Consider the following 24027-nt stretch of genomic DNA (forward strand, 5'->3'; position numbering starts at 1 on the left):
TGCCGTCAAAACTCGTGACGATCCGCGAAGCCCCCGACCGGACGATGCCGTCAAAACTCGTTAACAAACGCTGTCGCAAGAAGTGATCGAAGCCACCGCGAAGGTGTCGGCGCGCTGGGCGGGGGTGTGCTCGCCGTGGGCGAAGAACAGCTCCGGGGTGATGTCCGGGACGAGGCTGGGGTCGGTGCGGGCCAGCAGGCGCAGGGTGTGCGGGAGTTCGCGGGCAAAGCGGCGTGCGTCGGAGACGAGGTTGAAGTAGACCAGCACCTTCTTCAGGCCGTGTTCGGTCATGGCGCGCAGGACGGCGAGGTGCAGGGCGGTGGTGCGCAGCGCACCGTCGTCCTTCTCCTCCTCGGCAGCGGTGCCGGGCGGGACCGCGGTGCCGGGGGCGGGCCGGTTCAGGCGGCGGCGCAGGTCGGTGTCGGTGAGGGTGGGCACCACGATGCGGTAATCGGCAGCGCGGCCGTCGGCCACTGCCTGTGCGAGCGGGTAATCGAAGACCTTCTTGCCGTAGACGGCCTCGTTGTCCATGGAGTTGGCAAACGCCTGCGCATCCGCTGACGTGGATTGCCTACGGCGCGGGCGGGTGGTGTCGGCGGACTCGGCCAGCTCGGGGGCGGCGAAGATGCGGGGGGTGGCGGTCATGTAGAGGCGGCGGTCCGCGCGGATCCTCTGCGCATCGTTGACGATCGCCCACTTCTTGTCGGCACGGCCCGCGATCCGGTGCGCCTCGTCCATGACCGCCAGGTCGAACGGCGGCACCGCGTACCCGCTGCTCTGGGTCTGTTCGATCTTGTCCAGGGAGTCGTAGGTGCAGATCACCGTCAGGGCGGGGATCTGGTCGTGGCCCTCTCCCACCACCGACATCAGCGCGCCCAGCGCATGCGGGTCGCTGGTCGAGCCGACGCGGGCGGCCACCAGGTCGTCGCGGCCCGCTGTGTCCAGGGAGGAGACGATCACCATGTGCTCCAGGTGGCCGTCCCGGCGCCAGGCCAGGGCGGTCTGCGCCGCCAGGTCCAAGGTGGGCACCACGAACAGGACCAGCCGCGCACCGAGTTCGTCCGCCGTGCGGATCGACACCAGCGTCTTGCCGGTTCCCGTGGCTGACACATAGAGCCCGCGCGTGCCCGTACGTCGTAGATGCCGCGCCAGGCGGGAGACGGCCTCGGCCTGATCGGCAAGGAGCACCGCACGGGAGGGCCTGCCGTGCACGGGAGCGATCACAGTCATCGGGCGTTCCTCGATACGAAGCGGAGGGCAGACAGGCGGCGGACGGGCCGGAAAGGCGATGGCGAGCCCGCCGGCACAGGCCACCCGGCGAGCACCCTACCACCCCCGCACGGCATTCGTACGCCCTATGTACGTAATGCGTACGCGATATGTACGGTTAATGGGGTAGGGTGGGAGCGGAGGTGTCCCATGTCCGAGCTGTTCGACGCGGTCGACGCGCTGGTCGCGTCCCGCTCCCCGCTGCCGCCGCCGGCTGAGCGCAGGTGGCTGCGGCAGGCTCACGCGCTCACCCTGGACGAGGTGGCCGCCGCCCTGGGGGTGCGGCGGGCGACCGTCGGCGGCTGGGAGGCGGGCCGGACCGAGCCGCGGCCGCCGGAGCGGGAGGCGTACGCGCGCCTGCTCAAGCAGCTCGCGCAGCTCTACCCCGCCCCGCAGGAAGGCACCGCGGTGCCGCAGGCATCCACCGCTGCAGCGCCCGCCGTGGAGGCTTCGCCCGCGCCCGGGGCGCCGGAAACCGCTGCCACGGCTGAGACCGAGGAGTCCCCAGCCACTCCCCCGGCTGCCGTCGGCCCACCGGCCGCCGTGTCGCTGCCGCGTACCGAACGGGCGCCGCGCGCCTCGCGCCGCCCCGCTGCGAAGAAAAAGACCCCGGCGAGCACCCCCGCGCCCGGCGGCGCGTACGCACACGGCCCGCTGCTCGTCCTCGACGCCGACACCGACAGGCGGGTGACCGGCTACGGCGTCGGCGGCCTGATCCTGGACGTGCCCGCCAAGTCGCTTCCCGCACTGGTGGAGTGGACGCTCACCGAGGCACGGCTGGGGTCGGAGAGGCTGCACGGCTCGGGCAAGGACGGCGACCCGCTGCTGGTGCTCACCGAGGCGGCGTGCGAACGCTACGGCCTGCCCGCCGCCTTGTCCGAGGCCGAGCAGCTTGCCGGGCGGCTGCCGGAAGGACACAAGGTCATCAAGCAGCTTGAGCGCGCCGACTGGCAGCTCACCAAGCGCGGGCTGGGGCCGTGGGCGCGGATCTACCGTCCCGCCCAGGGCAGCCGCAGGCAGTGCGTACAGCTGTGCATCCCCTCCTGGCGTGCCCTGGACGACCGCGCCTGGGGCCACGCCGCCCAGTTGCCGCCGCCTGAGCTCGCCCGGGTGCTGGGCGTGTATGCGGCCCGGGTGATGACGCCGGTCGGCTCAACGGCCGTGACGGGGCTGCAGCTGATGACCGCGCTCAACCCGCCGACCCGCGCGAGCGAGCCGGACGCCGACGGCAGGCGGCACCGCGAGCACCGGCCCGGGTCACTGGGCACGCAGCCGGTAGACCCGGCGCCGTGCGAGGCGATCGACGGACACCCCGTCCTGGCCCATCTGCCCCGCTTCCACGTGCGCGGCCCCGGCGAGCGGCTGTTCGAGGAGGCCTACGACTGGGCGCGGGACCTCACCGACGCCGAGTGCATGCAGGGGCACCTGGTCGGCCTGGATGTGAACCTGGCCTTCGGTGCAGCCGCCAACGGTGCGGTCGTCGGGCTGTCATCGCCGCCCGAGCACGTCACCGATCCGGTCTTCGACCCAGCGGTGCCCGGTTCCTGGCTGGTCGACCTCTCCCACGTCGACCTGTCCCGGGTGAAGGTCGGCAAGCAGTGGCGCGACCTCGACGGTGGCCTGCTGCCCAGCCCGTTCACGCCGAGCGGCCAGCGCCCGACCGGTCCGGCCTGGTATGCCACGCCCACCGTGGCGTACGCCGTCGAGCTCGGCTACGACGTCACGCCCGTCGAGGCCTGGGTGCGCACCGAGAGCGGCCGGTTCCTGGACGGCTGGTACAAGCGGCTGCGCGATGCCTACGTCGCCACCATGGCCGACCTCGGCGTGGGCGAGAAGCTGTCCCCGGCCGAGTTCCTGACCGCGATGGACGGCTACAAGCAGCGTGATCCGGAGCTGGGGATCGTGGTGGACGCGGTCAAGATGACCGTCAAGGGCGGCATCGGCAAGCTGCAGGAGAAGGCGCGCGGCGGCGGCTGGAAGCCGGGGCAGGCCTGGCCCGCCCTGGCCCGGCCGACCTGGCGGCCCGACATCCGCGCCACCGTCATCTCCCGGGCCCGGGTCAACATGCACCGCAAGATGCTCGCCCTGGCTGCGGCCACGGGGCGGTATCCGGTCGCGGTCCTGTCCGACTGCGCGGTGTACGCCGCCGACGGGCCCAGTCCCCTGGACGTGCTGCCGTACGGCGCCGACGGCAAGACCGTGGCGGGCTCGTTCCGGCTCGGCGTCTCGCCGGGGATGGTCAAGCACGAGGGCACGCAGAGCGTGCTGTGGGGGGCGGACGTGCTCGAGCAGCTCGGCGCCGACGGCCGTGTCGCCAACCTCGCCCGCTACATCAAGACCGGCGAGGTCACCGCCAAGGACACTGGAGAGTAGGAGAGTTACGGCGATGGTCACGGTCGCAGAAGAACTCGACAAGGCGGTGCAGGGCGCGTTCACGCGCCCTGCACCCAAGTCCGCCGGAGCGCAGATGCGCTACCTCGTCAAGCAGCACGGCGGACGGACGAAGCCCGTCGCCGAGCTGCTCGGCCTCAGCCAGCGCACCGTCGAACGGTACGTGAAGAACCAGATCAAAAAGCCTAGGCCGCGGCTCGCCGGCCGCCTCGAACGTGAAGTGCGCACGCGCTGGCAGCCGCAGATCCGGGCCAGGGCCAAGAAGGCCGCGGCCACCACCAACGGCATCATGATCGATGTCCACGCCCGGTTCGGATACAAAGCCGCCCCCGGCACCACCGACCAGGCCCGCGTGCGTCACCTCACCCTCGCCCTGCCGCCCCGTCACGCCGCCCGTCTGCTGGAAGCCCAGGAGGCCGGGGTCGACGAGGACGAGCTGCGTCAGGTCGCGGCCGAGGCCCTGGGCGAGGTGTACTTCCGCGACAACGGCCGCCGCGCCCACGGCCTCGAAGTGAAACTCACCGACGTCCTCGACCTCGAGTTCCGGCTGTAGCGGTCAGGGCGCTGGATCCGGAAGCAGAAAGGGCATCGGGGAGAGCTGTGACAGCAGGAGCGTTACGGACCGTGCCGCTTGCCGGGGAGCTGACCTCGTCGCTGATCAGCCGGGCCGCGGACCGCTACGGCCTGCCGGCTGCCGGTGTGCTGCGGCTGTGGACGTGCCGCAACTCCCCCGCCCGCAACGACGGCGGCGGCGTGCGGGCCGACGCGGAGATCGTGCTCAACGAAGCCGGGCGGGCTGTGCTCGCCGAACTGTGCGGGGTCGAACCGGCGGTGCTGGCGCGTGCTCTGCCCGCTTTCACCATGGACGACCCCAAGATCAGCACCGGCCGGGAGGCCGCCCTCGCGCAGGCCCGGTGGCGGGCGGCGGGCTCGGTGGCGGGCGAAGCGGCGTTCGCCTGCCGCTCGTGCACCGCGCGGCGCACCGGGCAGACGGTGCGGGCGGTGCGGTATGTGCCGCGCTGGGAGCGGGTGTGTGTCCGGCACGGGCGGTGGCTGCTGGACGCAGACGCCGACCAGCCGCTGGAACACCTCGATCTGCGTGGTGTACCGGAGGTGGCGGCCGCGCAGCGGCGGTGGACCGGGGTGGCGCGCCGTGCGGGGCGGGCCGGAGCGGAGGCCGGTCAGGTTTTCGCCCTGGCGCACGCGGTCGTGGCCCGGTGGTGGGAGGAGGCCCTGCACTGGGAGCGTGAGGAGATCTGGCCGCAGCGCCTGCACCAGGTGGCGGGCGGCAACGCGGGGACGGATCTTGAGCGGTGGCGGATTGTGGGCCGGGACGCGGTCGTCTTCCCGGAGGTGGTGGCCGTGGCGGACGCGCTGCTGGACCCGGCCATGGCTGAGCTGGCCTGGGCGGACAGCGGTGCCCGGCGGCCGCGGCCGCTGCCCGCCGACGGGGCGTTCTGCCGCCGGCTGGGCGAGCGGGTTGGACGCGCGTGGCTGGGGCCGCTGTCGGCGGTGGACTACGGTGGGCCGCTGATCGCCTGGATGGGCGCTGTCATCCGTCGGCGGCGCGGCGAAGGCGGACCGCCCGGGTACGACAACAACCCGTGGTGGGTCCGGCAGGAGCACCAGCCCGCGACCATGGCCGCCCAGCTGCGTGTGCTGGGCAGGGAGCGCACATCGCCCGGCTCGGGCACCACCTGGCGCGCGGCGGTACCGGCCGAGCAGCGTGCGCTGATCACCGGTCTGGTCAACGGCGCGCAAGAGCAGCTGACCCAGCTGCGCGGCGCCCAGCAGGGCAAGACCGTTGATGCCGCGCGGCAGTTGCTGGGCAGCCTCGGCCATGCCGCCACGCTGATCGACCAGGCCGTGCGGGAGACCGCGGCGGGGGCACTGCAGGCCGGGGTGGCACTGGAGGATCTGGCGCAGTGGGCCCGGCTGCCTGCCGATGTCCTGGCTAAGGCGCTCGCGAACGACCGCAACGGGCGTCCCGGGGATAAGGGGTGAGCGCGGGCCGCCGCGGTCGCGGGGCGTGCCGACAGGAGGTTGTACATCGCCGGGCACGGTGTGATCAGAATCTGTAAAGACTGCCCGTCACCAGGCGGGACGGGCTTGGATGATGCATGTGAGTGGCAAGGGCGCAGCGGCCGCAGCGAGCGGCCGGTCACGGCAGACATGGGCGGATGCCGGATCCGGGTGGGAGGCGGTCTTCGTCGATCCTCTCGGGCAGGTGGTGCAGCAGCGGTGGGCAGATGCGGCCCTCGCGGTGGCGTTCGAGGAGCTGGAGCCGGTGTCGGCGTTCCCGGTGGTGCCGGGGCAGCGGTGGGGGCCAGGCCTGTGGTGGTCGGCCACGACCGGTCGGCATGTGGTCTGCGGATCGGCCGCGATGCGGGCGCAGTTGATGGTGCTGGACCGTGACCCTGAGGTGGTCGGCCTGGCTGGGCGGCCGGTCCGGCTGTTGTGGCGGGACGGGCGCGGCAAGGTGTATTCGTGGGTGCCGCAGCTCTTCGCCCGCTACAGCGATGGCACGGCCTTGCTGGCCGACTGTCCCAGCCGCCCGGAGGCTGGCGGTGAACGGGCCCGGCGGGCTGTGCCGGTCCTCGAGGCGGCGTGCGCGCAGGCCGGGTTCCGCTACCGGCGTCTTGAGCCGCTTCAGAAGGTGGAGGCGGCGAACCTGAAGTGGCTGGCCGGCTACCGTCACCCCCGCAACCAGGGCCGGCCCGGCCTCGCGGCCGCCGTGAGCGAGGCGTTTGCGCGGCCCCGGCCGCTGATCGAGGGCACCGAAGCGGTCGGCGACCCGATCGAAGTCCTCCCCGCTGTCTTCCACGCCCTGTGGCACGGATACCTCACTGCGCCTGTGGATGTCCCGCTCAACGCACATGTTCTCGTCAGCCCCGGGACCGGCGGTGCGGACGACCGCCGCGACAGCACCGGTGGCCCGGACAGCGAGGGCAGGCAGTGAGCGCGCGGCGTGGCAGGCGCCCGGTGCTGCAGGTCGGAGCGCATGTCCGCTTCCGAGAGAGCACCTGGCAGGTCATCGCTCTGGCAGGGCAGCAGATCCACCTGACCGGTGAGACGGGAGCAGACGAGACGGTCATGGCCGGGCATCTGTTCGCCGACCCGTCCTTCGCCCTCGTAGGGGCCGAGATGCCCCAGGCCGTGACCCGGTGGGGGCTGTTCGAGACCGCGCCCGAGAGCGCGCGCCGAAAAGCGCTGGCCTGGCAGCGGCACATCCGCGAGGTGGAGTCCGGCATGCCCGGCGAGCCCGGCACCGGCGGGGTGCCGCGGGCGGAGTACGACCCCGGCCGGTTCACGCTCGCCCAGCGTGAGGAGGCCAAGGCCGCGGAGCTGACCGCGATCGGGTTCGGACAGGTCTCACGCACGACAGTGCAGCGCATGCGCCTGGCCTACCGCAAACAGGGCCTGTGGGGCCTGGTCGATCACCGCACCACCCGCCGCGCCAGCCCCACGGGGCGCACCGACGAACGCGTCGTCACCGCGATCGAGGAGGCCCTGCGTCGCCAGCGCGGCCGTTCCAAGGGCACCATCAAGGGCCTGAAGCCCCTGGTCACGCAGATCCTGGACGACCGGTACGGGCGCGGCACGGTGCCCGTACCGTCCCAGGCCACCTTCTACCGGCTCGTCCACCAGCTCGCCAGCCCCGCCGAACACCCCCACCGCCCCGCCCGCACGCTGCCCTCCCCCACCGGCGGGCGGGCTTTCACTCCGACCGTGGCGCTGCGCCCGGGCGAGCAGGTCCAGGTCGACACCACCCGCCTGGACGTCCTGGCCGTCTTCGACGACGGCACCACCGGCCGCCCTGAACTCACGATCGCCGTGGACGTCGCCACCCGCGCCATCCTCGCCGCCGTCCTGCGCCCGGCCGGCACCAAGGCCGTGGACGCGGCCCTGCTGCTGGCGGAGATGGCCGTCCCCCACCCGGCCCGCCCCACCTGGCCTGACGCCCTGCGCCTGGCCCACGCCCAACTCCCCCAGTTCCAGCGGCTGCTGACCCTGGACGAACGGCTCGAGGGCGCGGCAGCCCGGCCGGTGGTGGTACCCGAGACGATCGTCGTGGACCGGGGCAAGGTCTACCTGTCCGCGGCGTTCACCGCCGCCTGCGAAACCCTCGGCATCAGCGTCCAGCCCACTCCGCCCCATGCCCCCGCCGCCAAAGGCATCGTGGAGCGCACCTTCGGCACCATCAACGCGCTGCTGTGCCAGCATCTGCCCGGCTACACCGGCTCGGACGTCACCCGCCGCGGGCCGGACGCCGAAACCGAGGCCTGTTTCAGCGTCGCCCAACTGCAGGACCTGCTCGATGAATGGCTCGTCCACTACCACCACCGCCCCCACGAGGGCCTGCGCCACCCCACCCTGCCCAGGAAGGCGCTCACCCCGAACCAGATGTGGACCGCCCTCATCGCGGTGGCCGGCCACGTAACCCTCCCCTTGAGCGGCAGCGACTACCTCGAACTGCTGCCGGTGCGCTGGCAGGCCATCACCGAACGCGGCATCCGCATCGACCATCGCACCTACGACGCGGACGTCCTGGCCCCCTACCGCGGCCAGGCCTCCCCCGTCACCTCCCGCGGCGGCAAATGGGAGATCCACACCAACCCCCACGACGCCCGCCAGGTCTGGATCCGCCTGCCCGACGGACACCTGACAGAAATCCCGTGGATCCACCGCGACCACATCCACGCCCCGTTCAACAGCGCCACCTGGCAGCACATCAAGACCATCACCGCCCGCCACGACGACCGCGACACCCACGAAGCCGACCTCGCCGACGCCCTCGACCAACTCATGCGCCGCGCCCACACCGGCACCGCCACCCCCGGCGAGCAGCGCCTGATCACCCGCGCCGCACCGCTGAAGACACCCCCCACCACGGCCGGCACCCGCCCTCCCCGCGATTCGGACCCGCAGGCCGGCGGCTGGGACGACGACAGCCTCGACGCCCTCGGCGACCTGCCCGACGACGCAGAGCAGGCCGACGGCGAGGACGAATACGACCTCGGCGACAACGCCAGCGCCCCTGTCCCGTACACCGGACTCGGCCTCTACGACCCCGCCCAGGAAGCCCTCAACTGGTGACCAGCCCCGCACGCAACCAGCACGCCGCCGTCGACCCGAACACAGCACAGCCGGACTGGCCGATCACCACCTGGCAGGGCTGGCAGCACTTCGCCACTGCCCCGCCCCTCACCCCGCCCCGGCCCGGTGACGTGCCCCGCAGCACGGAAGAGCGTCTCGCCTACCACTCCGCGTTCGTCACCGTCCGCACCCCCGCCATCGACACCCTCGCCACCCAGGTCCGGACCCTGATGCTGCTCGGCCGCCACCAGCAGACCACCGCCCGCCCCTCGCTGATCGTCACCGGCCCCGCCGCGGCCGGGAAAACCACCGCCCTCCTCGAAGTCGGGCGCACCTGCCACCTCGCCCACACCCGCAAGAACCCGGCACCGCCCGGACGCACCCACCAGCAGGTGCCGGTCGCGTACCTGCTGGTGCCGCCCGGCGCCACCGCCAAAACCCTCGCCACCGAATTCGCCCGCTACCTCGGCATCCCCGTCACCACCCGCATGACCCAGGCCCAGATCACCAGCGCCGTCTGCCACACCTACACCGCCGCTGGCGTCCGCCTCGTCCTCATCGACGAAATCCACCGCCTCAACCCGCGTACGACCACCGGCGCCGAAGCCGCCGACCTCCTCAAAGACCTCACCGAACGCATCAAGGCGACCTTCGTCTACAGCGGCATCGATGTCGCCGACACACCTCTGTTCGCCGGAGTCCGCGGTGCCCAGCTCGCCGGCCGCGCCAGCCTCATCACCTGCGGTCCTCTCCCCGCCCGCCACGGCACCCGCCGGCCCTTCACCGACCTGGTCACCGACATGGAAGCCGCCCTCGACCTGACTCAGCACACACCCGGCACGCTCCCCCGTCACGCCTCCTACCTCCACCAGCGCACCGCCGGCCGCATCGGCAGCCTCGCCCGCCTCATTCGCCAGGCAGCCATCACCGCCATCTGCGACGGCACCGAACGCATCACCAAAAAGACGCTCGCCGCCATCCAGCTCGACCACCTCGCCGAAGAAGCAAGCCGCCCTCGCAGCCGCCAACCCGCCAGAACGGCATGATGCGGACATGCGAAAGACCGCCGAGACGCAGGGCGGCGACGAGCACGCTGCCCTCTGCCGGCAGGCCTGGGACACCCTGATCCCCGCCCGCGCCAGCTACCTGGCCGATGTCTCACCCCACTACGACGACGTCCTCCACGAGGTCGCGCAGCGAACCGAGCACGCCGGCAGCCTCGGCAAGACGGACATCGCAGCCCTCGTCGTCTGGAAACGGCTCTCCGCACAGACCCGCTGGGTGACAGCCCTCATGTCCCTGCCCGAAACCCACGTGCGAGCCGTCACCAAGCGGGCCGTCACCGCCGTCCGCAACACCACCGTCTCGCGAAGCGAGGCCGCCCGCACCGCACGCGGCATCATCGCCGAACTGCCCGGCCTGCGCACCGGCGACGCCCTCGCCTCCGCCGTCCTGACCGCAGCCGCACCCACCCGGATGGCCGTTTACGACCGCCGCGTCCAACACACCCTTGACACCCTCGGCCTCACCCTCACCCCCGCGCCGGGACGCTATGGCCGCTACCTCCAGCTCCTCGACGACCTCCTCCAATACGGCGGAACACGCGCCGACGGCTGGACCGCACGCGACATCGACACCGCCCTGTACTGGACCGGCTTCAGCCCTCAACCAGCAGCACCGACCGGCCAGCAAGCCGCTGACCAGCACAAACCCGCACCAGCTCTTTAGATGCCGGACACCATCACCAACAGCACTCTGCTGTTATCACCAAACTCAGAACAACCGCAGGCCAGATGCCCCATCAGCATCGCCTCCAGCGTCCCGCAAGCACCGGGACCGTTATCAAGGAATCCACAACACCCCAGCTCAAGCCACCCTCACCACACCAACTACGAACCCCGGAATCACAGCACGCTGGAGCGTGCGCACGCCGGGGGCCTCGCGGCCTGGGACCTGATCGTCGTGGACGAAGCCCACCGGGTTTCGGGCCGGATCGGGAAGCCGTGGGCGGTCGTGCACGACAACCAGAAGATCCCGTCCCTGCGCCGTCTGTACATGACGGCCACGCCCCGGCTGTGGCAGCTCGGGGACGAGGACGAGGCCGGCGCACCCGGTGAGCTGGTCGCGAGCATGGAAGACGACCCCGAGGGCCCCTTCGGCAGCAGGGCGTTCACGTTGACGCTCTCGGAGGCCATCGACCGGGGAATCTGTGCCCCCTACCAGGTCGTCTGCGTGGACGTCACCGACACCGCGCTCCATACCGCGCAGCTCCTGGGCGCCGAAAGCCGCTCGGCAGAAGTCCGCGGGGCGCGGCTCGCTGCCCTGCAGACCGCCCTGGTGAAGGCGTCGGCGGAGGAGAACTTCCGGCGCACGCTCGTCTTCCACCACCAGATCCGCGAGGCCGAAGCGTTCGCGGCCGGCCTTCCCGACGTCGCCGCGCAGCTGCACGCCAGCGACCCCGAGCTGTACCCGAAGACGATCTGGGCGGACTGGCTGTGCGGAGACCACAAGCCGCTCCACCGCCGCCGCCTCCTGGGCGAGTTCGCGGCCGGGATCGCCACGGACGGCACCGTCGTGGAGAAGTGCTACCTCAGCTCGGTGAAGGTGCTGGGCGAGGGCGTCGACACCAAGAACTGCGACTCCGTGTACTGGGCGGACGTACGCGGCTCGATGCCCGACCTCGTCCAGGCCGTGGGCCGGGCGCTGCGGATGCAGCCCGGCGAGGGCAAGGTCGCCTCGCTCGTGGTGCCGGTGCTGCTCGGACCCGGGGAGACGGCGGACAACATGCTCACCTCCCGGGCCTTCGGCGGGCTGGCCAAGCTGCTGGAGGCGCTGCGGGCGCACGACGCCAGGATCGTGGAGAGCCTCGCGGAGCAGCAGGCCCCGAGCCGCTACAAGCCCGTCAGCAAGGACGACAGCGGGAAGAGCACGGGCGGGAGCGGCGAGGGCTCCGGAGGCGTCAGCGCCCCCGCCAAGGCCCTGCTGAAGTTCTCCACGCCCCGCGACCCGGCCGCCCTCGCCGCGTTCATCAACCTGCGCGTCCTCAACCCCGAGCACGAGCACTGGCGGCGCGGCGTGGAGGCCGCCGTCATCTACGCCCGCGAGCACGGCGACCTGAAGGTGCCGTTCACGTTCCGGGTGCCCGCCGTCGACGACCAGGAGCAGGAGGAGGGAGGCGCGGTGTGGCCGGCCTCGCTCGCCGGGTTCCCGCTGGGGCAGTGGACCGCCGACGCGCGCCGGTTCTACGCCCGTGGCGACATGGACGAGGACCGCGTCGCGCAGCTGGAGAAGCTCGGCATGATCTGGTCGCACTTCGACGTCGCGTGGGAGGAGGGCCTGTCTGCCGCGCGCGGGTGGGCGGCCGAACACGGGCACCTCCTGGCCCCGCTGGACGCCACGTTCCAGGGGTACCGGGTGGGCATCTTCCTAAAGAACGCGCGGGCCGCCGCCCGGAAGGCTGCCGAGATCGAGCAGCGGCGTGCTGAGGGGTTGCCGGTTCAGTCGTCGGCGGGGGCGCTGTCGGAGATGCGGCGTGAGCAGCTGGAGGAGATCGACGCGTCCTGGTGCCCGAGCTGGCCGGTGACGTGGCAGCGGTGCTTCCACCTGGTCCGGATACACCTGGACGCCGGTGAGGCGCTGCCCACCGAGACGGGCGACGTCGTGCGCCAGGGCGAGGACCTCGGACGGTGGGTGCAGTCCGTGCGGCTCGGCTGGGACCAGCTCACCACCGTGCAGCAGTGGATGTGCGAGCAGGTCCTCGGGATCACACCCGCCAGCGAGGACGAGAAGCCCAAGCGCCGTACGCAGGCCGACAAGTGGGCGATGAACTACGAGGCCGCCAAGCAGTTCTACGAGCGCGAGGGGCACCTCCAGGTCCCCAGGAAGCACGTTGAGCGGGTCGTCGGCGGCGAGGGCCAGGAGGAGCGGGAACACAAGCTCGGTGCCTGGATCGGGAATCAGCGCAGCCGGGCCGCGACCCTGACGCCGGAACGGATGGAGCTGCTGTCCGCGATCGGGATGCGGTGGTCCTGATGGTGGGCGTCGTCGTCACCGCGGCCGCCGCGCTCGCCGCCGGCTACCTGCTCGGGCGGCTGCGCCCGTGGCAGCGGCTGGGCGACTGGGCGGCCGATCAGGTCCGCTTCACCGGGGCGTGGGTCCGGGGCGGCACCGCCCGCCAGGCCGTCGTCGTCCTGGCCCACGCCGTCACCGCGCCGCGCACCAGCTGGCGCATCATGCGCACCCCCGCCACCGAGACCCGAACACCGACGCCCGTACGCGATCCGGACTGGGTCGCCAACCGCACCCGGGGAGACCACGAGTAGACGGAAGGTCGCCGACTCCCTTATAGGCAGTCGACCCACTAGACCCCCTTCGACAGCGCAAGGCCCGGACCAGGTGTCCGGGCCTTCGTCGTGCCCCGGGATCTTTCTCCGGCCGCTGCTGTCCGGGTCCCAGCTTCCGGCCCTACGGGGTGAAAGAGCCGTGCCCGCCAGGACGAGACGCAAGCACCTGCGCCCTGTCACTGTCCCGCCCGCCATGTCGAACTCACGTCGGAGGCAGTACTGATGACCAGCCGCCAGACACCCGGGGCAACACCCGCGCCGATCGCCGCTACGCTGAACACGCCCACCCTGGGCCGGGCCGAAGCTCCACAGGGACGCTCTCCACAGAGCCGTAGCAGGACCGCCGACCGCGAGGCGCGCGCCACCCCCACGCGGACGACACCACCACAGGTGTCCGCCGTCTCTGTTCCTCCGCCTCGTAGGAGACTCCCGATGTCTCGGGACCCGCACCCGCACTCCCCCATACCCGCCCGCCCCGAACCGCCCGGCCCGGCCAGCGCAGGGACGCCTTCGGAGACCCCGCTGCTGTCGGTGCACGCGGCTGTGGTGTTCCTGGCGGCCGTCGTCATCGGCCTCATCATGGGCGGCCTCATGTTCCTCCACGACAAGTCCGTACCCGCGGCCGTCGCTGCGGGCCTGGCGGCCGCTGGAGTCAGCGTTCCCGTGCTGCACAAGCTGATCGGCTGACCGGCGGCGGGCGCCGGGCGCAGCATGTGCGCCCAGCCCACCGCCTCCGTCAGGCGGCGTGGAACTCGTGGGCCTGGCCACCGCGCCATTCCACCTACCGCGGGTCGTCCAAGACGGCCTCAGGTTCGGCGACGCCGGCGCCCTCGAGGAACACGACCAGGTCGTGGTCGCTGAAGGCGGTACCGAGAATCTCGTCCCGGCCGCCGCTGTGCACGGTGACTCTCCGGCCACCCGAGCTGGAGGGCCGGTGTACGACGATCGGCCCACTGCTCACGCCTCCCAGCGTGCCCTGGGCCGATCGGCTGGGCGGCCTAGCGATCTTCGACGATGAAACACGCTCGCTGGTAGAGCTCGTCGAACGTGATGATCTCGACGTCCTGGATCGATGTCCGGTAGAGCTCGAAGGAGTTGATCTTCTCCGGGTTCACGGCGCCGTTGTGAGTGAACTCGCGCAGACTGCCGATCACCACGACCTGCCGGGGCCGGGTAGTGGACATTTCGACGCCGGTCGGAGTGCCGTCGTCGTCGTAGATGCGGGTGAGGAACTCGCGGGAGATGAGCTGCTGGGCCTTGCTGGCGGTCTTCTGCACCTGCGCCACGCCGCCACCCAGTTCTTTTGAGGCCTGGTAGACGCCCGCGCGGTACGGGGTCTTGGCGAGCAGCTCCGTGTCGTGGGTCTTGATTTCGCAGAAGAGCATGCTGCTGATCAGGCCTTTGGAACGCATGATGGCGTCAATGCGTTTCCCGGCTCCGCCGAAGATGTTCGCACCGGTGGTGATGCGTTCCAGCTTGCCGTCGTCGATGGATTCACAGGCGATGAGGTTGAGGCCGTAGCCGAAGATCCACTGGTTCGCCTCGAAGAAGGCCTGCCAGACCGCTTCCGCCCCGCGCGTCGTTGCCAGGCTCTCCTCCTGCTGGAAGTAGTCCGGATCGGTCAGCAACCGCTCGAACCTCTGGAGTTGCTCTCTGCGGTTGCTGATCAGCCGGATGTCCTCTTCGGTGAGCCCACCGCCGATCGCGGTCCTGACCGCACTGAGAACCATCGTCCGGTCCTGGCCGGCCAGCAGCTGGGTCAGTTGGCCCTCGTCCCTGGCCACGAGCTGGAGGGAGTCACCGGGCGTGCTCAGCCCCGTGCAACCCTGGAGGAAGTTGATGACCTTCCAGAAGTTCTCGTGGACATCCCCGGCGTCGACGAGCGCCTTGACAGCCCGGGTGGTCCCGGTATCGGGCACCGTATGCGTGGCGGAGACCTCCCCTGCCTTCCTCTTGTCTTTCTTCCACAGCTTGATCCTCGGCGTGAAGGTGTCGCCCTTCTTAATGATGGTGACGTTGCACAGGGTGGCCACCCGGGGCCGGTCGTCGAGGACGAAGTCGGTGATCATCCGACGTGCGCGGGTGTCGTAGAGGTAGTGGAACCCGCTGCTGTCCTGCGAGGCTCGGATCTCCAGATCGGCGAAGTCCCTGCGGGTGACGTCGAACTCGGTAGTGGAGAAGGAAAGGCGGAGACCGCGAACGATGGGGGTAGCGGGTGCCGCAGCCTCAGTGCGCCAGTCCGGGGAGATGTTAGGCAGCGGCCGGGCATCGCCTTCGACCACAAGGTTCTGGACGTCGGTGCGTCCGAGCTGGCTGAGCAGGGGCTCCAGTGTCCGCCAGATCACCTCCTTCATCTCCGGGGTGCAGGTGGGCTGGAGTTCGCGCTCCACGGTCAGGACCGCCTCGTAGGTAGCCGCCGTCCAACCGTCACCAGGCACAGGGTTGAAGAAGCCGCCGTCGCGGCGCAGGGTCAAGACAGCTGTGCGCAGCAGGTCGCGTGCGGCCTCCTCGCCGGCGCAGTCCAGGAGGCTGTAGGTCTGCCCGAGGACCAGGTCGAGCTTGCTCGTGTCGTCGTCGTTCAGCGGCAGCGGGACCAGCGGTCCCGTGGGCGGAATCCGGACCGGCGTATAGACAGGGCGGCCGGAGAGGAAGTCGTAGGAACGCAGGCCCCATCCGTCGGGTGCTAGCAGCCGGTTCAGCTCCTCAACCTGCTTCATTGCCTCATCGACGCTGGCCGCGACCTCTGGATGGACGGTTCGTGCCAGGAAGGCGAGCAGCACCTCGTCCGGTCCGTCGGACAGCCCCAACCGGGAGTCCTCGAAGATCCAGTCGTCGTCCAGGTCGTAGTTGTTAATCCGGTGCTGCTGGATGTCAGCGCGGACAGTCGGGAGCTGGCTGTTATCGGCCGTAGGTTGGTCCAGGTCGTAGAGGTCCTCCAAGAACGTGACCTCGTCCAGTTTCCCCCACCAGGGGCTCGATATCTCGCGCAGGTAGTTGAAGATGTCATACCGCGTCACCGCTGTGATCGAGGGCTGCGGGTGTGCCGGGGTAAGGTCACTGGACGTCATGTGTCTCAGGATGAAGGGCAGGGCGGCCGGGTACCAGCAGATCGAGATTCTTCCCCTCCCTGACGAGACGTCAGGCAGAGCGCCGCAGCAGGACCGCCGACCACGAGGCGCGCACCACCCCCGCCGCGGCTGGGCAGGACGATCCTGCCCAGCCGTGATCTCCGTCCGGATGTCAGCCGCGGAAGCGGGAGAGCCAGGTGCCGCCGGCCTTCTGCTCGGGCACGGCCTGGTCGTGCTCCTGGTGCTCGGGCCCGGCCTGCTCGGCTTGGCGTTCGGCGGTGATGGTGCGCTGCTTGCAGTCGTCGCACAGGTGCGGGTGGGTCTCGCGCGGGGCGTCCCACCCGGCGGGCTCGATGGCCTTCCACCGTTCGTCGGTGAAACCGGTGCCACAGTCGACGCACACGGGACGGCGGGCCTCCCGCTCGGCCCGGTGCTCTGCGGCGATACGGCGCAGCTCCTCCTTGTGCTCCCGCTGCCGTGCGGCGTACTCAGCCTGCTTGCGGGCGTCGTGGGCTTCACGGCGCGGGTTGCCGATCGCCTCGAGGAGCGTCTGGTTCTGCGGCCGGCCGAAGCGCCGGAAGACCGCTCCGGCCGGGCCATGCTCCTGGAGCTGCTTCATGCCAGTGACCACAATGGGCAGCTTGCCGTCGTACATGTGGAAGCCACCGTCGTACCAGGCGCCCTTCCGGTGCCGCTCGGTCAGCTCGGCCAGCTGCGCGATGACGGTGTTGGGGTTGCGCGGGCCGATCCGGTTGAAGACGAGCAGCAGCGGCGGGTGCGGCCGGTCGCCGTGGCGGCCGTCGGGCACCCACCATCGGGTGCGCCACATCGGCCGCTCCTTGCCGTCGACGTCCTTCACCTTCCGCTGGCAGAACCGCATGTACTTGTCGATCTTCCCGGCGAGGACCTGAGCGGACTCGAAGCAGTTGTCGATCTCCACGAACAGCAGCGGCACCCCGTCCTCGGGCGCGGTGATGACGATGTCCGCCTGGGCGCCGCCCTTGCTCGGGTTGGCCCAGGTGCCCGTCGCGGGAAGCGCCACCTCGGTCGCGTAGGAGGCGATGGTGCCCAGCCCGGCGGGCGCGTCGACGGCGGCCTGCGCGGCGGCGCGGACGTCGGCCGGCTCGCCTGTGAGCTCGGACAGGTTCGGCTTCGGGCGCAGCAAGGCGAGCACGGCTTCGTTGACCGTCATCGGGTGGGAGGCCCCGGTGCGGCCCGCGCCGCGGGCCGGGTTGCCCATCTCCCCCACCGGCCGCCCCAGCTCGCGAGCGGCGGCCTTCAATCCCATCGGGGTGAGGTTGCGCAGCGTGTCCCCGCCCGGGAGCTGCCCGCCGTTCTCCGCCAGGCCGTGCTTGCGCAGATCCGATAGCGCCCCGGTGTGCGAGGCGGTGCGAGCCTGCTTCCGCTTCGACGGGGTCGGCTTGTCGGTGTGCCGGTAGCTCAGGTGCGGTGCTGAGATCTGCTGGATCTGTTCGACCGTGGCGACCTTCAGCACTCCGAGCACCCGCAGCACGTCACCGCGCAGGTTGTTCGACGACCCCGCCGGGTTCTCCTCACGCTTGCCCGCCATCAGCTGCGCTCCTTCCCCGTCGTCTGGCACGCGCGGCCACCTGCCGCGCGCCGGCCGCGCCCGGCCGCCAAGGGCACCCGGCCCCCGAACCCGATGATCTCCTCCTCTACGGACATCACTTCAAAGTTCAGGAGTAGATAAGAGGGGTGTGACAACGCGGCGCGCGGCCGTATCTGCGTGCTGACCTGGGCTTTCTCCGTCCGGCTCGGTGCCGGGCACCAAAGTGGGTTCCACAGTGGCCTCCCAAGTGCGTGCCGCAGGAGGTCGGGACGGCTTGCCCGCTGGTGGTCGGGCCCGTGGTCGGGGCGGGCGCGCCGGGCGCCTGCCGGGGGTCGGTGCGTGGTCATCGCAGTGGCTCCTTCGCTTCGGGTGCCCTGGTGGGCGGGACTCGAGGGAGCAGCGTGCAGGGGACCCCCTTGTCCGCGGTCTAACCGTGGCCAGGTCAAGGAGAAACACGGCGATGGTCGGGGCGGTAGCAGAGGTGGACAAGGGGTCAGGGTCGTTCGTGGTCGGCCCGACCACCATGGACAAGGGGGCCCGGTTTGACCCTTGCAGACCCGATTCGCCGGTTTCGGCTCGGGGGGGGTGCCCCTATCTCCTTCGTCAAGCTCGGAGAGGATGGGCGCCATGGTGGATGTGGGTCAGGGGCTGGACTGGATGGGTCGCTCGGCGGTGCATTACTGCGCTGTGCAGGGAGACGTTGCTGGCCTGCGGGAGGCGCTGGCGGGCGGGGCGGATCCGGACCTGGCAGACAAGGCAGGCATGACGCCGCTGCATTTCGCCGCGCAGTCTCAGAGCGCGCTCGCCGCTGAGTTGCTGCTGGCGGCGGCCGCGACGGTGGATGCGCGTGACCGTGACGGCAACACGGCTCTCTTCGACGCGGTGTTCAACTATCGGGGTGATCCGGCAACGCTCCAGGTGCTGCTGGCGGCGGGAGCCGATCCCGAGCGGCAGAACGTGAAAGGCGTGAGTCCGCGTGCTCTGGCCGACCTGATCGGCAACTACGACGTGGCGGTTCACGTTCCTGGTGCAGGCGAGGAGCGGTAGCCGCCAGCCCGTCTTCATGCCTGCTCATGACGCTGCTGACGGCTGGGGTTCGTAGAAGGTGCCGTCGCGGAGCATCGCGAAGAGGACGTCGGCTCGTCGTCGGGCGAGGCAGAGTAGGGCCTGGGTGTGGTGCTTGCCCTGGGCGATCTTCTTGTCGTAGTAGGCCCGGGATGCCGGGTCGCCGAGTGCGGCGAACGCGGAGAGGAAGAAGGCCCGTTTGAGCTGCTTGTTTCCTCTCCTGGAGGGTTGTTCGCCGCGGATCGAGGAGCCTGAGCTCCGGGTTGCCGGGGCGAGTCCGGCGTAGGCGGCGAGGTGGCCGGCGGTCGGGAAGGTGCTGCCGTCGCCGACCTCGATCAGGATCCTGGCTCCCGTCCTGACGCTGACTCCCGGCATCGACGTCAGGACTTTCGAAAGAGGGTGGGCCTCCAGGAGTTCCTCGATCCGCCCGGCCAGGAGTTTCCGCTGGTCAAGGACGGCCGTCAGGGATCCGGCCAGGCTCGGGACGATCAGCGCGGCCGCCTCGGTCCCCGGGACGGTGGGCGGTCTGCTCGTCCAGCGCGGCGGAGATCTCCTCCACGAGCCGCTCGGCCATCCTCGGCGCCTTGGGCCGCAGCAGCGTGACCAGCCGGCGCCGTCCGGCCTTGCGTATCTGTGCCGGGGAGCCGAACCGTTCCAGCAGCGTGAGGACGGCCGGGTGCTGCAACCGCGGCCCCAGGACCCGTTCCAGCGACGGATGGATCTGGGTCAGCAGGCCGTGGAGCCGGTTCGCGACGCGGGTGGCCTCGCCGGCCAGGTCGTCGTCGAAGCCGACGATCATCTCCAGCTCGGCGATCGTCTCGTCCTCGCTGTCGATGGCCCGCAGCGTGTGGGGCATGGCGCGGGCGGCGTCGGCGATGATGAACGCGTCCCTCGCATCGGTCTTCGCCTCGCCGGGGTAGAGGTCGGCGATCCGCCGCATCGTCAGCCCGGGCAGGTAGGCGACCGGGCAGCCCATGTCCCGGGCGACCGCCAGCGGCAGGGCGCCGATCGAAGCCGGCTGGTCGACCACGACCAGCACCGTCCCATGCTTGGCCTTCAGCTTCGCGAACAGCTCGCGGAGCTTGGGCTCGGTGTTGGGCAGCCGCTTGTCGAACGCCTTCTTCCCCGCCGGGGTGACGGCGGTGGCGTGGTGTTCGCCCTTGCCGACGTCCAGGCCAAGGAAGACGTCAATGTCGCCGGTGTCGATCACGTGCAGGCCCCTCCATCACGCTTTCGTCCGGCCTTGCCAGGGCACCGAGCTGCCACATCCACGTTACGGAGAGCTCTTCCGGCTCAGGTGAAGCCGGTGCTCAAGCCCCTCATCAGCGGTCCGTCGATGCCTCCGGACCCGGTGACACCACCCCCCGGATCATGAACAACAAGGGGGGAAGTCATGCCGGACCCGAAGGCCGGAGGCCCCATTGCGGAGCCACGAAAAAGGTAACGGGGGGGAGAGTTCACTGGCCTCTGTCCACAGGCTGGCGGGCCGAACCTGCTGGGACGTCGCCGTGATCGGCACGGCGCCCGTACGTCAGGAGCTCTCCATGTCCCCGATCGTTCCCTCGCTGCCCCTGCACCTGGTCCAGCTCGGCTTCGACTACGTCCTGGCGGTGGAGGCCGGAGACGACGCCACGGCGGCGCGGCTCGCGCCCGAGGTGGCGCAGCTGCCGGGGCTGCTGCCGGCCATCGCGGAACTGGTCGTCTTCCCCGTGATCGCGCTGTCCGACGACACCGACGCCTGCGCCGACTCCTTCGTCCTGGACGAGGTCGGCGTCCTCTACCTGATGGCGATCCGCGAGTGGGCCACGCACGCCCCCGCGGCGGCCGCGCCGGGGATCGCCCGCACCATCGCGCACTTCGTCGGCCAGGTCCTCGCCGATGCGCCGACCGACGCCGCCCGCACTCTGCGGGAGCTGCGCGCCGAAGAGGTGGCGCGGGCCCGCGCGGTGGTGGAGAACGTGGTGGCTCTGCACCGCTGACCGCTACCGCACCGGGTGGGTGCGCACCGGTGCGGTGGAGCGCACCTACCCGGTGCGCACTGGTGCGGTGGTGCGCCCATCTGGTGCGCACCGAGTCCATCCGGTGCGCACCACGATGCGCACCACCGTCCATCCGGTGCGCTCCACTCGGTGGGCGGTGCGCGCACCGGTGCGGCCGGCGCGCGGGAGTGGTGCGCACCGGGTGGATGGTGGTGCGGCGAAGTGGGCCCGGGTGGAGGCGCGGCGGCCCCACTCCCGTCGATGGCGTCCACTTCCACTCGGTGGGCTCCACTCGGTGGAGTGGATGGCGAGCACGGTGGCGTCCGCTCCCGGACGGTGGACTCCACTCAGTGGAGTGGAGCCGGGCGTCGTCGGTGCGCACCACCGCACCGGGTGCGCACCATCGGGTCCACTCAGTGGCCGGCCTCCCGGCCGCGGTGCGGGCCGGGTTGCTGTGGGTGGTGCGCCTGCTGGTCGTCCGGGCGCACAGGGCGCACCGCGTCGGCGTCGGCCTGTGCGGTGTGGCGGTGCGCGCGGGCGCGGGAGTCGTTGACCATCTTGGTGGCCGCCTCCTGGATGCGGCGCAGCCGGTCGGCGGTGAGATCGAGGGCTTCCACGTCCGTGCGGGATTCCCGCAGGGCCCGCAGCGCCGTCATGTCGATCGCCCCTGGGCGCCCGGCCTCCGGCTCCTGATCGTCGTGTTCGGGGTCGGCCGGCTCGGGCGCGAGCAGATGCTCGGGCATCGCCGCCTGCTGGTGGGCGACGACGTCGTACGCCCGGCCCCGCACAGCGGCGGTCGTGGTGGTGCGCAGTGGCTTCGTTCACGTGAAGTGGTTCTGGCTCGCTTTCCGTGAACCGGTCACGGTGGGTCATGCGACGTAGCTCAAAGGCAGTGGTTCTGATGCGCTTCTGTGGCGAGAAAGTCTCGCGCCGCGGAGGTGACCCGGTCGCGAATGTGCTGCTGATCCGGAAGTTGATCGTTCGGCAGGTCGAATGCTCTCGCCAGATCAACGATGGGTTGCAGCACGTCGGGGTAGTCCAGTTCGGCTGCAGACTCCTGATAGATCAGCTCGGCTCCGTGTACGGGATCGAGCTGGCCCGCGACGATCCGGCCAGCCCACCAGCGGGCCGCAGTCCATCGAGCCTTCGCAAGATCGTCCGAGGCGAGCGGCAGCAGACCCAACTCTTCCAGCACAAGGACGAACAGCTCGCGGGCCTGGTGGTACTCACCACGCGCGAGGCCAGCCAGCAGGGGAAGCGACGGAGCCTCGATGTCGGCCATCAGGGCGTCCAGGCCCAACTGGACCAGATAAGCGTCCGAGGGGCGCTGCCAGGGTTCCATGGCCAAGTCTGCAGCGGCCATGCGGATCAGGCTGATCGCTACTACTGCGTCCACGCTGTCGCTCCCCCCATCATTTTCCGTAGAGGGAAGTCCTATCACCGAGAGCCGGGCCGTTGGTCAGGTGCCCAGCAATACGCGCTTGCGTAGCAGGCTGAAACCGGCGCGTCCGAACATCTGGCGCTTGAGCATCTTGATCCGGTTGACGTGTCCTTCGACGACGCCGGAGTTCCAGGGCAGGTCAGGCCGGCGATGACCGCGTCGCGGTCTCGGTCGATGCCGGTCGCGAGAGTGTGGAGGCTGGGAAGGTCGTCCTGGCGGACGGCGTCGAGCCACTGCGGGAGGCGTTCGCCCTGGCGCTCGGTGAGAATTCGGGCGAAGGATCGGACGTGACCGGTCAGGGCATCGAGTTCAGGGCAGTTGGCCAGGATGGTCTTGAGCCGGAGCTGTTCGATCTCGGTCAGCGTCTCGGGTCGGCTGAGGATCCATCTCGTCACCATGCGGGGTGCCGGCGGTTGCGCGGTGACCGGCCGTGGCGAGGTGCGTTTCTCTCGCAGGTAGGCGCTGACCCGGCCGTAGCTGCCTCGATAGCCCAAGGGAACGATCTCCTCCCAGAGCTTCCAGGCGTTGGTGCAGCCCTCGTCCCAGCGTTCGTCCAGGTAGGGCTTGTACTCGTCGAGGACGGAGGTCCTGTTGTGCTGCCACTGACCACGAAAGAGGTCTTCCGGCTTCGCAGCGTCTGCAAGGCTCTTGACGGTGCGGTGGGTCATGTTCAGCTGGCGCCCGATGGAACGGCGGCTGTGGCCGGCTTCCAGGAGCGCGTGGACCGTGGCGTGCCTGGCTCGGACGCGGTTGGCGAATCGCTCACTCCGCCATGGAGAGTCCGTTGTCTCGTCGGGCGGCGCCGGTTCGTCGGCCTTCCCCTTGCGATCGGGGACCAGGACGCGAAGGCACTGGCGGTGGCGGGCGACAGCCCGCTCAGCAGCCTCTCCGAGGTTGTGCCACAAATGCCAGCGGTCGGCGACCTGCGTCGCCTGGGGTGCCCCGGCTGTGGCGCCTTCCGCGAAGAACGGCGCGCGGTCCCGGCAGACGATCTCGATCCCGGGTCGCTTCGCCAGCCATGCGGCCAGGCTGGACGCCTCCCGGTCAGGCAGCAGATCCACCGGCCGACGGGTCTCGACGTCGACGAGCACCGTGCCGTAGACCCGTCCTTTGCGTGTGGCGTACTCATCAACACCAACCACGCGCGGGGCCGGGACTTCGGGTTCGGGCAATGCATCGAGCAGCCGCAACACCGCGCTGCGGCTGATGGACACCCCGAAGGCACGTGCCATCCGGGCGCCAGCCCGGCCGGCGAGGGCGAGACCCACCGCGGCGAGAGTCGATCGCAACCGCTCCGTCCACCTGCTGTGCCGCCGGGTCAGTCCCGGCAGCTGCTCAGCGAACGTGAGCCGAGCACACGAAGACTCCGGGCAGAAGAACCGCCGGACTCGCAGTTGTAGGACCACCAGACGTCCCCCACTCGGCACGTCCGCAGGAAACCGCAGGTAAGAGCTGTGCACCCGGGTCGACTCGCTCCCGCAGTCCGGGCATGCCGCCCCGGCTGCCGTACTGCAGACGTCGATGCGTATCGCCTCGTGGCTCACCTCCAGCGACTGCACCGACACGTCCGCGATGGACGGTAACAGCAGGCCCTCCAGGGGAGGCGACGTCTCTTCCACGACGCCGCACTGTCGACCACACCAAGAGCGGCCCTGGTCACTTTCAGGCAACTTCCCGAAGCCTGATCGGAGCAGTAGCCGTCACTCAGCGTGCGCGCTTCACGAAAAGCGAGCCAGAACCGCTACCCGTGATTACAGCCAGCACCCAGCTGCCGACAGTACTCAAGGACCCCCGCTGGCCTGCT

The 24027-nt window shown here is 70.6% G+C and carries 19 protein-coding genes and 1 pseudogene; 12 read left to right on the plus strand and 8 right to left on the minus strand.

Annotation, left to right across the window (positions count from 1 at the left end):
• Positions 1 to 60: 60 nt before the first annotated feature.
• Entirely contained in the window at positions 61 to 1230 is a 1170-nt protein-coding gene (locus ACGF5U_RS27735) for a DEAD/DEAH box helicase family protein (RefSeq protein WP_392716316.1), read from the minus strand.
• 189 nt (positions 1231 to 1419) lie between these two features.
• On the opposite strand from ACGF5U_RS27735, the gene tap reads away from it, so the two are divergent.
• The 10 genes from tap to ACGF5U_RS27785 all read left to right on the plus strand — a co-directional run bounded on the left by tap (position 1420) and on the right by ACGF5U_RS27785 (position 13787).
• Positions 1420 to 3642 (plus strand): telomere-associated protein Tap, encoded by a 2223-nt coding sequence (gene tap, locus ACGF5U_RS27740; RefSeq protein ID WP_392716318.1) that lies wholly within the window; start codon positions 1420 to 1422, stop codon positions 3640 to 3642.
• Positions 3643 to 3655: 13 nt separating this feature from the next.
• The gene (gene tpg, locus ACGF5U_RS27745; RefSeq protein ID WP_392716320.1) at positions 3656 to 4213 is read left to right on the plus strand and encodes a telomere-protecting terminal protein Tpg; all 558 of its coding nucleotides are present in this window, start codon (positions 3656 to 3658) and stop codon (positions 4211 to 4213) included.
• 71 nt (positions 4214 to 4284) lie between these two features.
• Positions 4285 to 5664, plus strand: coding sequence for a DNA-binding protein (locus tag ACGF5U_RS27750; RefSeq protein WP_392716322.1), 1380 nt, complete (start codon positions 4285 to 4287; stop codon positions 5662 to 5664).
• A gap of 112 nt (positions 5665 to 5776) precedes the next feature.
• Complete coding sequence (locus ACGF5U_RS27755; RefSeq protein ID WP_392716324.1) at positions 5777 to 6619, plus strand: TnsA-like heteromeric transposase endonuclease subunit; 843 nt, start codon at positions 5777 to 5779, stop codon at positions 6617 to 6619.
• A 23-nt stretch (positions 6620 to 6642) separates the two neighbouring features.
• Positions 6643 to 8757 (plus strand): Mu transposase C-terminal domain-containing protein, encoded by a 2115-nt coding sequence (locus ACGF5U_RS27760; RefSeq protein ID WP_392716326.1) that lies wholly within the window; start codon positions 6643 to 6645, stop codon positions 8755 to 8757.
• Positions 8758 to 8819: 62 nt separating this feature from the next.
• Positions 8820 to 9803, plus strand: coding sequence for a TniB family NTP-binding protein (locus ACGF5U_RS27765; protein WP_392716621.1), 984 nt, complete (start codon positions 8820 to 8822; stop codon positions 9801 to 9803).
• 7 nt (positions 9804 to 9810) lie between these two features.
• A complete protein-coding gene (locus ACGF5U_RS27770; RefSeq protein WP_392716328.1) occupies positions 9811 to 10485 on the plus strand; it encodes a hypothetical protein in 675 nt (224 codons plus the stop codon).
• Between the two features lie 234 nt (positions 10486 to 10719).
• The gene (locus ACGF5U_RS27775; protein ID WP_392716330.1) at positions 10720 to 12789 is read left to right on the plus strand and encodes a Helicase associated domain protein; all 2070 of its coding nucleotides are present in this window, start codon (positions 10720 to 10722) and stop codon (positions 12787 to 12789) included.
• Complete coding sequence (locus ACGF5U_RS27780) at positions 12789 to 13079, plus strand: hypothetical protein (RefSeq protein ID WP_392716332.1); 291 nt, start codon at positions 12789 to 12791, stop codon at positions 13077 to 13079. Before ACGF5U_RS27775 ends, ACGF5U_RS27780 begins: the two co-directional genes overlap by 1 nt.
• A 453-nt stretch (positions 13080 to 13532) precedes the next feature.
• A complete protein-coding gene (locus tag ACGF5U_RS27785; RefSeq protein WP_392716334.1) occupies positions 13533 to 13787 on the plus strand; it encodes a hypothetical protein in 255 nt (84 codons plus the stop codon).
• A 94-nt stretch (positions 13788 to 13881) separates the two neighbouring features.
• On the opposite strand, the gene ACGF5U_RS27790 is transcribed toward ACGF5U_RS27785, so the two are convergent.
• The 3 genes from ACGF5U_RS27790 to ACGF5U_RS27800 form a co-directional block, all read right to left on the minus strand.
• Entirely contained in the window at positions 13882 to 14061 is a 180-nt protein-coding gene (locus ACGF5U_RS27790; RefSeq protein ID WP_392716336.1) for a hypothetical protein, read from the minus strand.
• Positions 14062 to 14098: 37 nt separating this feature from the next.
• The gene (locus ACGF5U_RS27795; RefSeq protein WP_392716338.1) at positions 14099 to 16168 is read right to left on the minus strand and encodes a Shedu anti-phage system protein SduA domain-containing protein; all 2070 of its coding nucleotides are present in this window, start codon (positions 16166 to 16168) and stop codon (positions 14099 to 14101) included.
• Between the two features lie 172 nt (positions 16169 to 16340).
• On the minus strand, positions 16341 to 17738 hold the full coding sequence (locus ACGF5U_RS27800) for a replication-relaxation family protein (protein ID WP_392716340.1): 1398 nt from the start codon (positions 17736 to 17738) through the stop codon (positions 16341 to 16343).
• Positions 17739 to 18365: 627 nt separating this feature from the next.
• Between ACGF5U_RS27800 and ACGF5U_RS27805 the strand changes: the two genes are divergently transcribed.
• Positions 18366 to 18785: an ankyrin repeat domain-containing protein gene (locus tag ACGF5U_RS27805; RefSeq protein WP_392716342.1), complete on the plus strand. Its 420-nt coding sequence runs from the start codon at positions 18366 to 18368 to the stop codon at positions 18783 to 18785.
• Positions 18786 to 18809: 24 nt separating this feature from the next.
• On the opposite strand, the pseudogene ACGF5U_RS27810 reads toward ACGF5U_RS27805, so the two are convergent.
• Positions 18810 to 20013: pseudogene (locus tag ACGF5U_RS27810) on the minus strand (IS110 family transposase).
• 334 nt (positions 20014 to 20347) lie between these two features.
• Here ACGF5U_RS27810 and ACGF5U_RS27815 point away from each other — a divergent pair.
• Positions 20348 to 20782: a hypothetical protein gene (locus ACGF5U_RS27815; RefSeq protein ID WP_392716344.1), complete on the plus strand. Its 435-nt coding sequence runs from the start codon at positions 20348 to 20350 to the stop codon at positions 20780 to 20782.
• A 413-nt stretch (positions 20783 to 21195) separates the two neighbouring features.
• On the opposite strand, the gene ACGF5U_RS27820 is transcribed toward ACGF5U_RS27815, so the two are convergent.
• From ACGF5U_RS27820 to ACGF5U_RS27830, 3 genes are all read right to left on the minus strand, one after another.
• Positions 21196 to 21570 carry a hypothetical protein gene (locus ACGF5U_RS27820; RefSeq protein ID WP_392716346.1) on the minus strand — a complete coding sequence of 125 codons (375 nt, stop codon included), beginning with the start codon at positions 21568 to 21570 and terminating at the stop codon, positions 21196 to 21198.
• Between the two features lie 95 nt (positions 21571 to 21665).
• The gene (locus ACGF5U_RS27825) at positions 21666 to 22178 is read right to left on the minus strand and encodes a hypothetical protein (protein ID WP_392716348.1); all 513 of its coding nucleotides are present in this window, start codon (positions 22176 to 22178) and stop codon (positions 21666 to 21668) included.
• A gap of 41 nt (positions 22179 to 22219) precedes the next feature.
• Complete coding sequence (locus ACGF5U_RS27830) at positions 22220 to 23842, minus strand: ISL3 family transposase (protein ID WP_392716350.1); 1623 nt, start codon at positions 23840 to 23842, stop codon at positions 22220 to 22222.
• Positions 23843 to 24027 lie beyond the last annotated feature (185 nt).

Origin of the sequence: Streptomyces sp. NPDC047886 (assembly GCF_043204435.1) — a bacterium.
GTDB lineage: Bacteria > Actinomycetota > Actinomycetes > Streptomycetales > Streptomycetaceae > Streptomyces.

Excerpts from the sequence above, each read along its gene's own strand:
- ACGF5U_RS27735 (WP_392716316.1), bottom strand. The coding sequence starts at position 1,230 with ATGACTGTGATCGCTCCCGTGCACGGCAGGCCCTCCCGTGCGGTGCTC.
- tap (WP_392716318.1), top strand. The coding sequence starts at position 1,420 with ATGTCCGAGCTGTTCGACGCGGTCGACGCGCTGGTCGCGTCCCGCTCC.
- tpg (WP_392716320.1), top strand. The coding sequence starts at position 3,656 with ATGGTCACGGTCGCAGAAGAACTCGACAAGGCGGTGCAGGGCGCGTTC.
- ACGF5U_RS27755 (WP_392716324.1), top strand. The coding sequence starts at position 5,777 with ATGCATGTGAGTGGCAAGGGCGCAGCGGCCGCAGCGAGCGGCCGGTCA.
- ACGF5U_RS27770 (WP_392716328.1), top strand. The coding sequence starts at position 9,811 with ATGCGAAAGACCGCCGAGACGCAGGGCGGCGACGAGCACGCTGCCCTC.
- ACGF5U_RS27780 (WP_392716332.1), top strand. The coding sequence starts at position 12,789 with ATGGTGGGCGTCGTCGTCACCGCGGCCGCCGCGCTCGCCGCCGGCTAC.
- ACGF5U_RS27785 (WP_392716334.1), top strand. The coding sequence starts at position 13,533 with ATGTCTCGGGACCCGCACCCGCACTCCCCCATACCCGCCCGCCCCGAA.
- ACGF5U_RS27795 (WP_392716338.1), bottom strand. The coding sequence starts at position 16,168 with ATGACGTCCAGTGACCTTACCCCGGCACACCCGCAGCCCTCGATCACA.
- ACGF5U_RS27800 (WP_392716340.1), bottom strand. The coding sequence starts at position 17,738 with ATGGCGGGCAAGCGTGAGGAGAACCCGGCGGGGTCGTCGAACAACCTG.
- ACGF5U_RS27805 (WP_392716342.1), top strand. The coding sequence starts at position 18,366 with ATGGTGGATGTGGGTCAGGGGCTGGACTGGATGGGTCGCTCGGCGGTG.
- ACGF5U_RS27815 (WP_392716344.1), top strand. The coding sequence starts at position 20,348 with ATGTCCCCGATCGTTCCCTCGCTGCCCCTGCACCTGGTCCAGCTCGGC.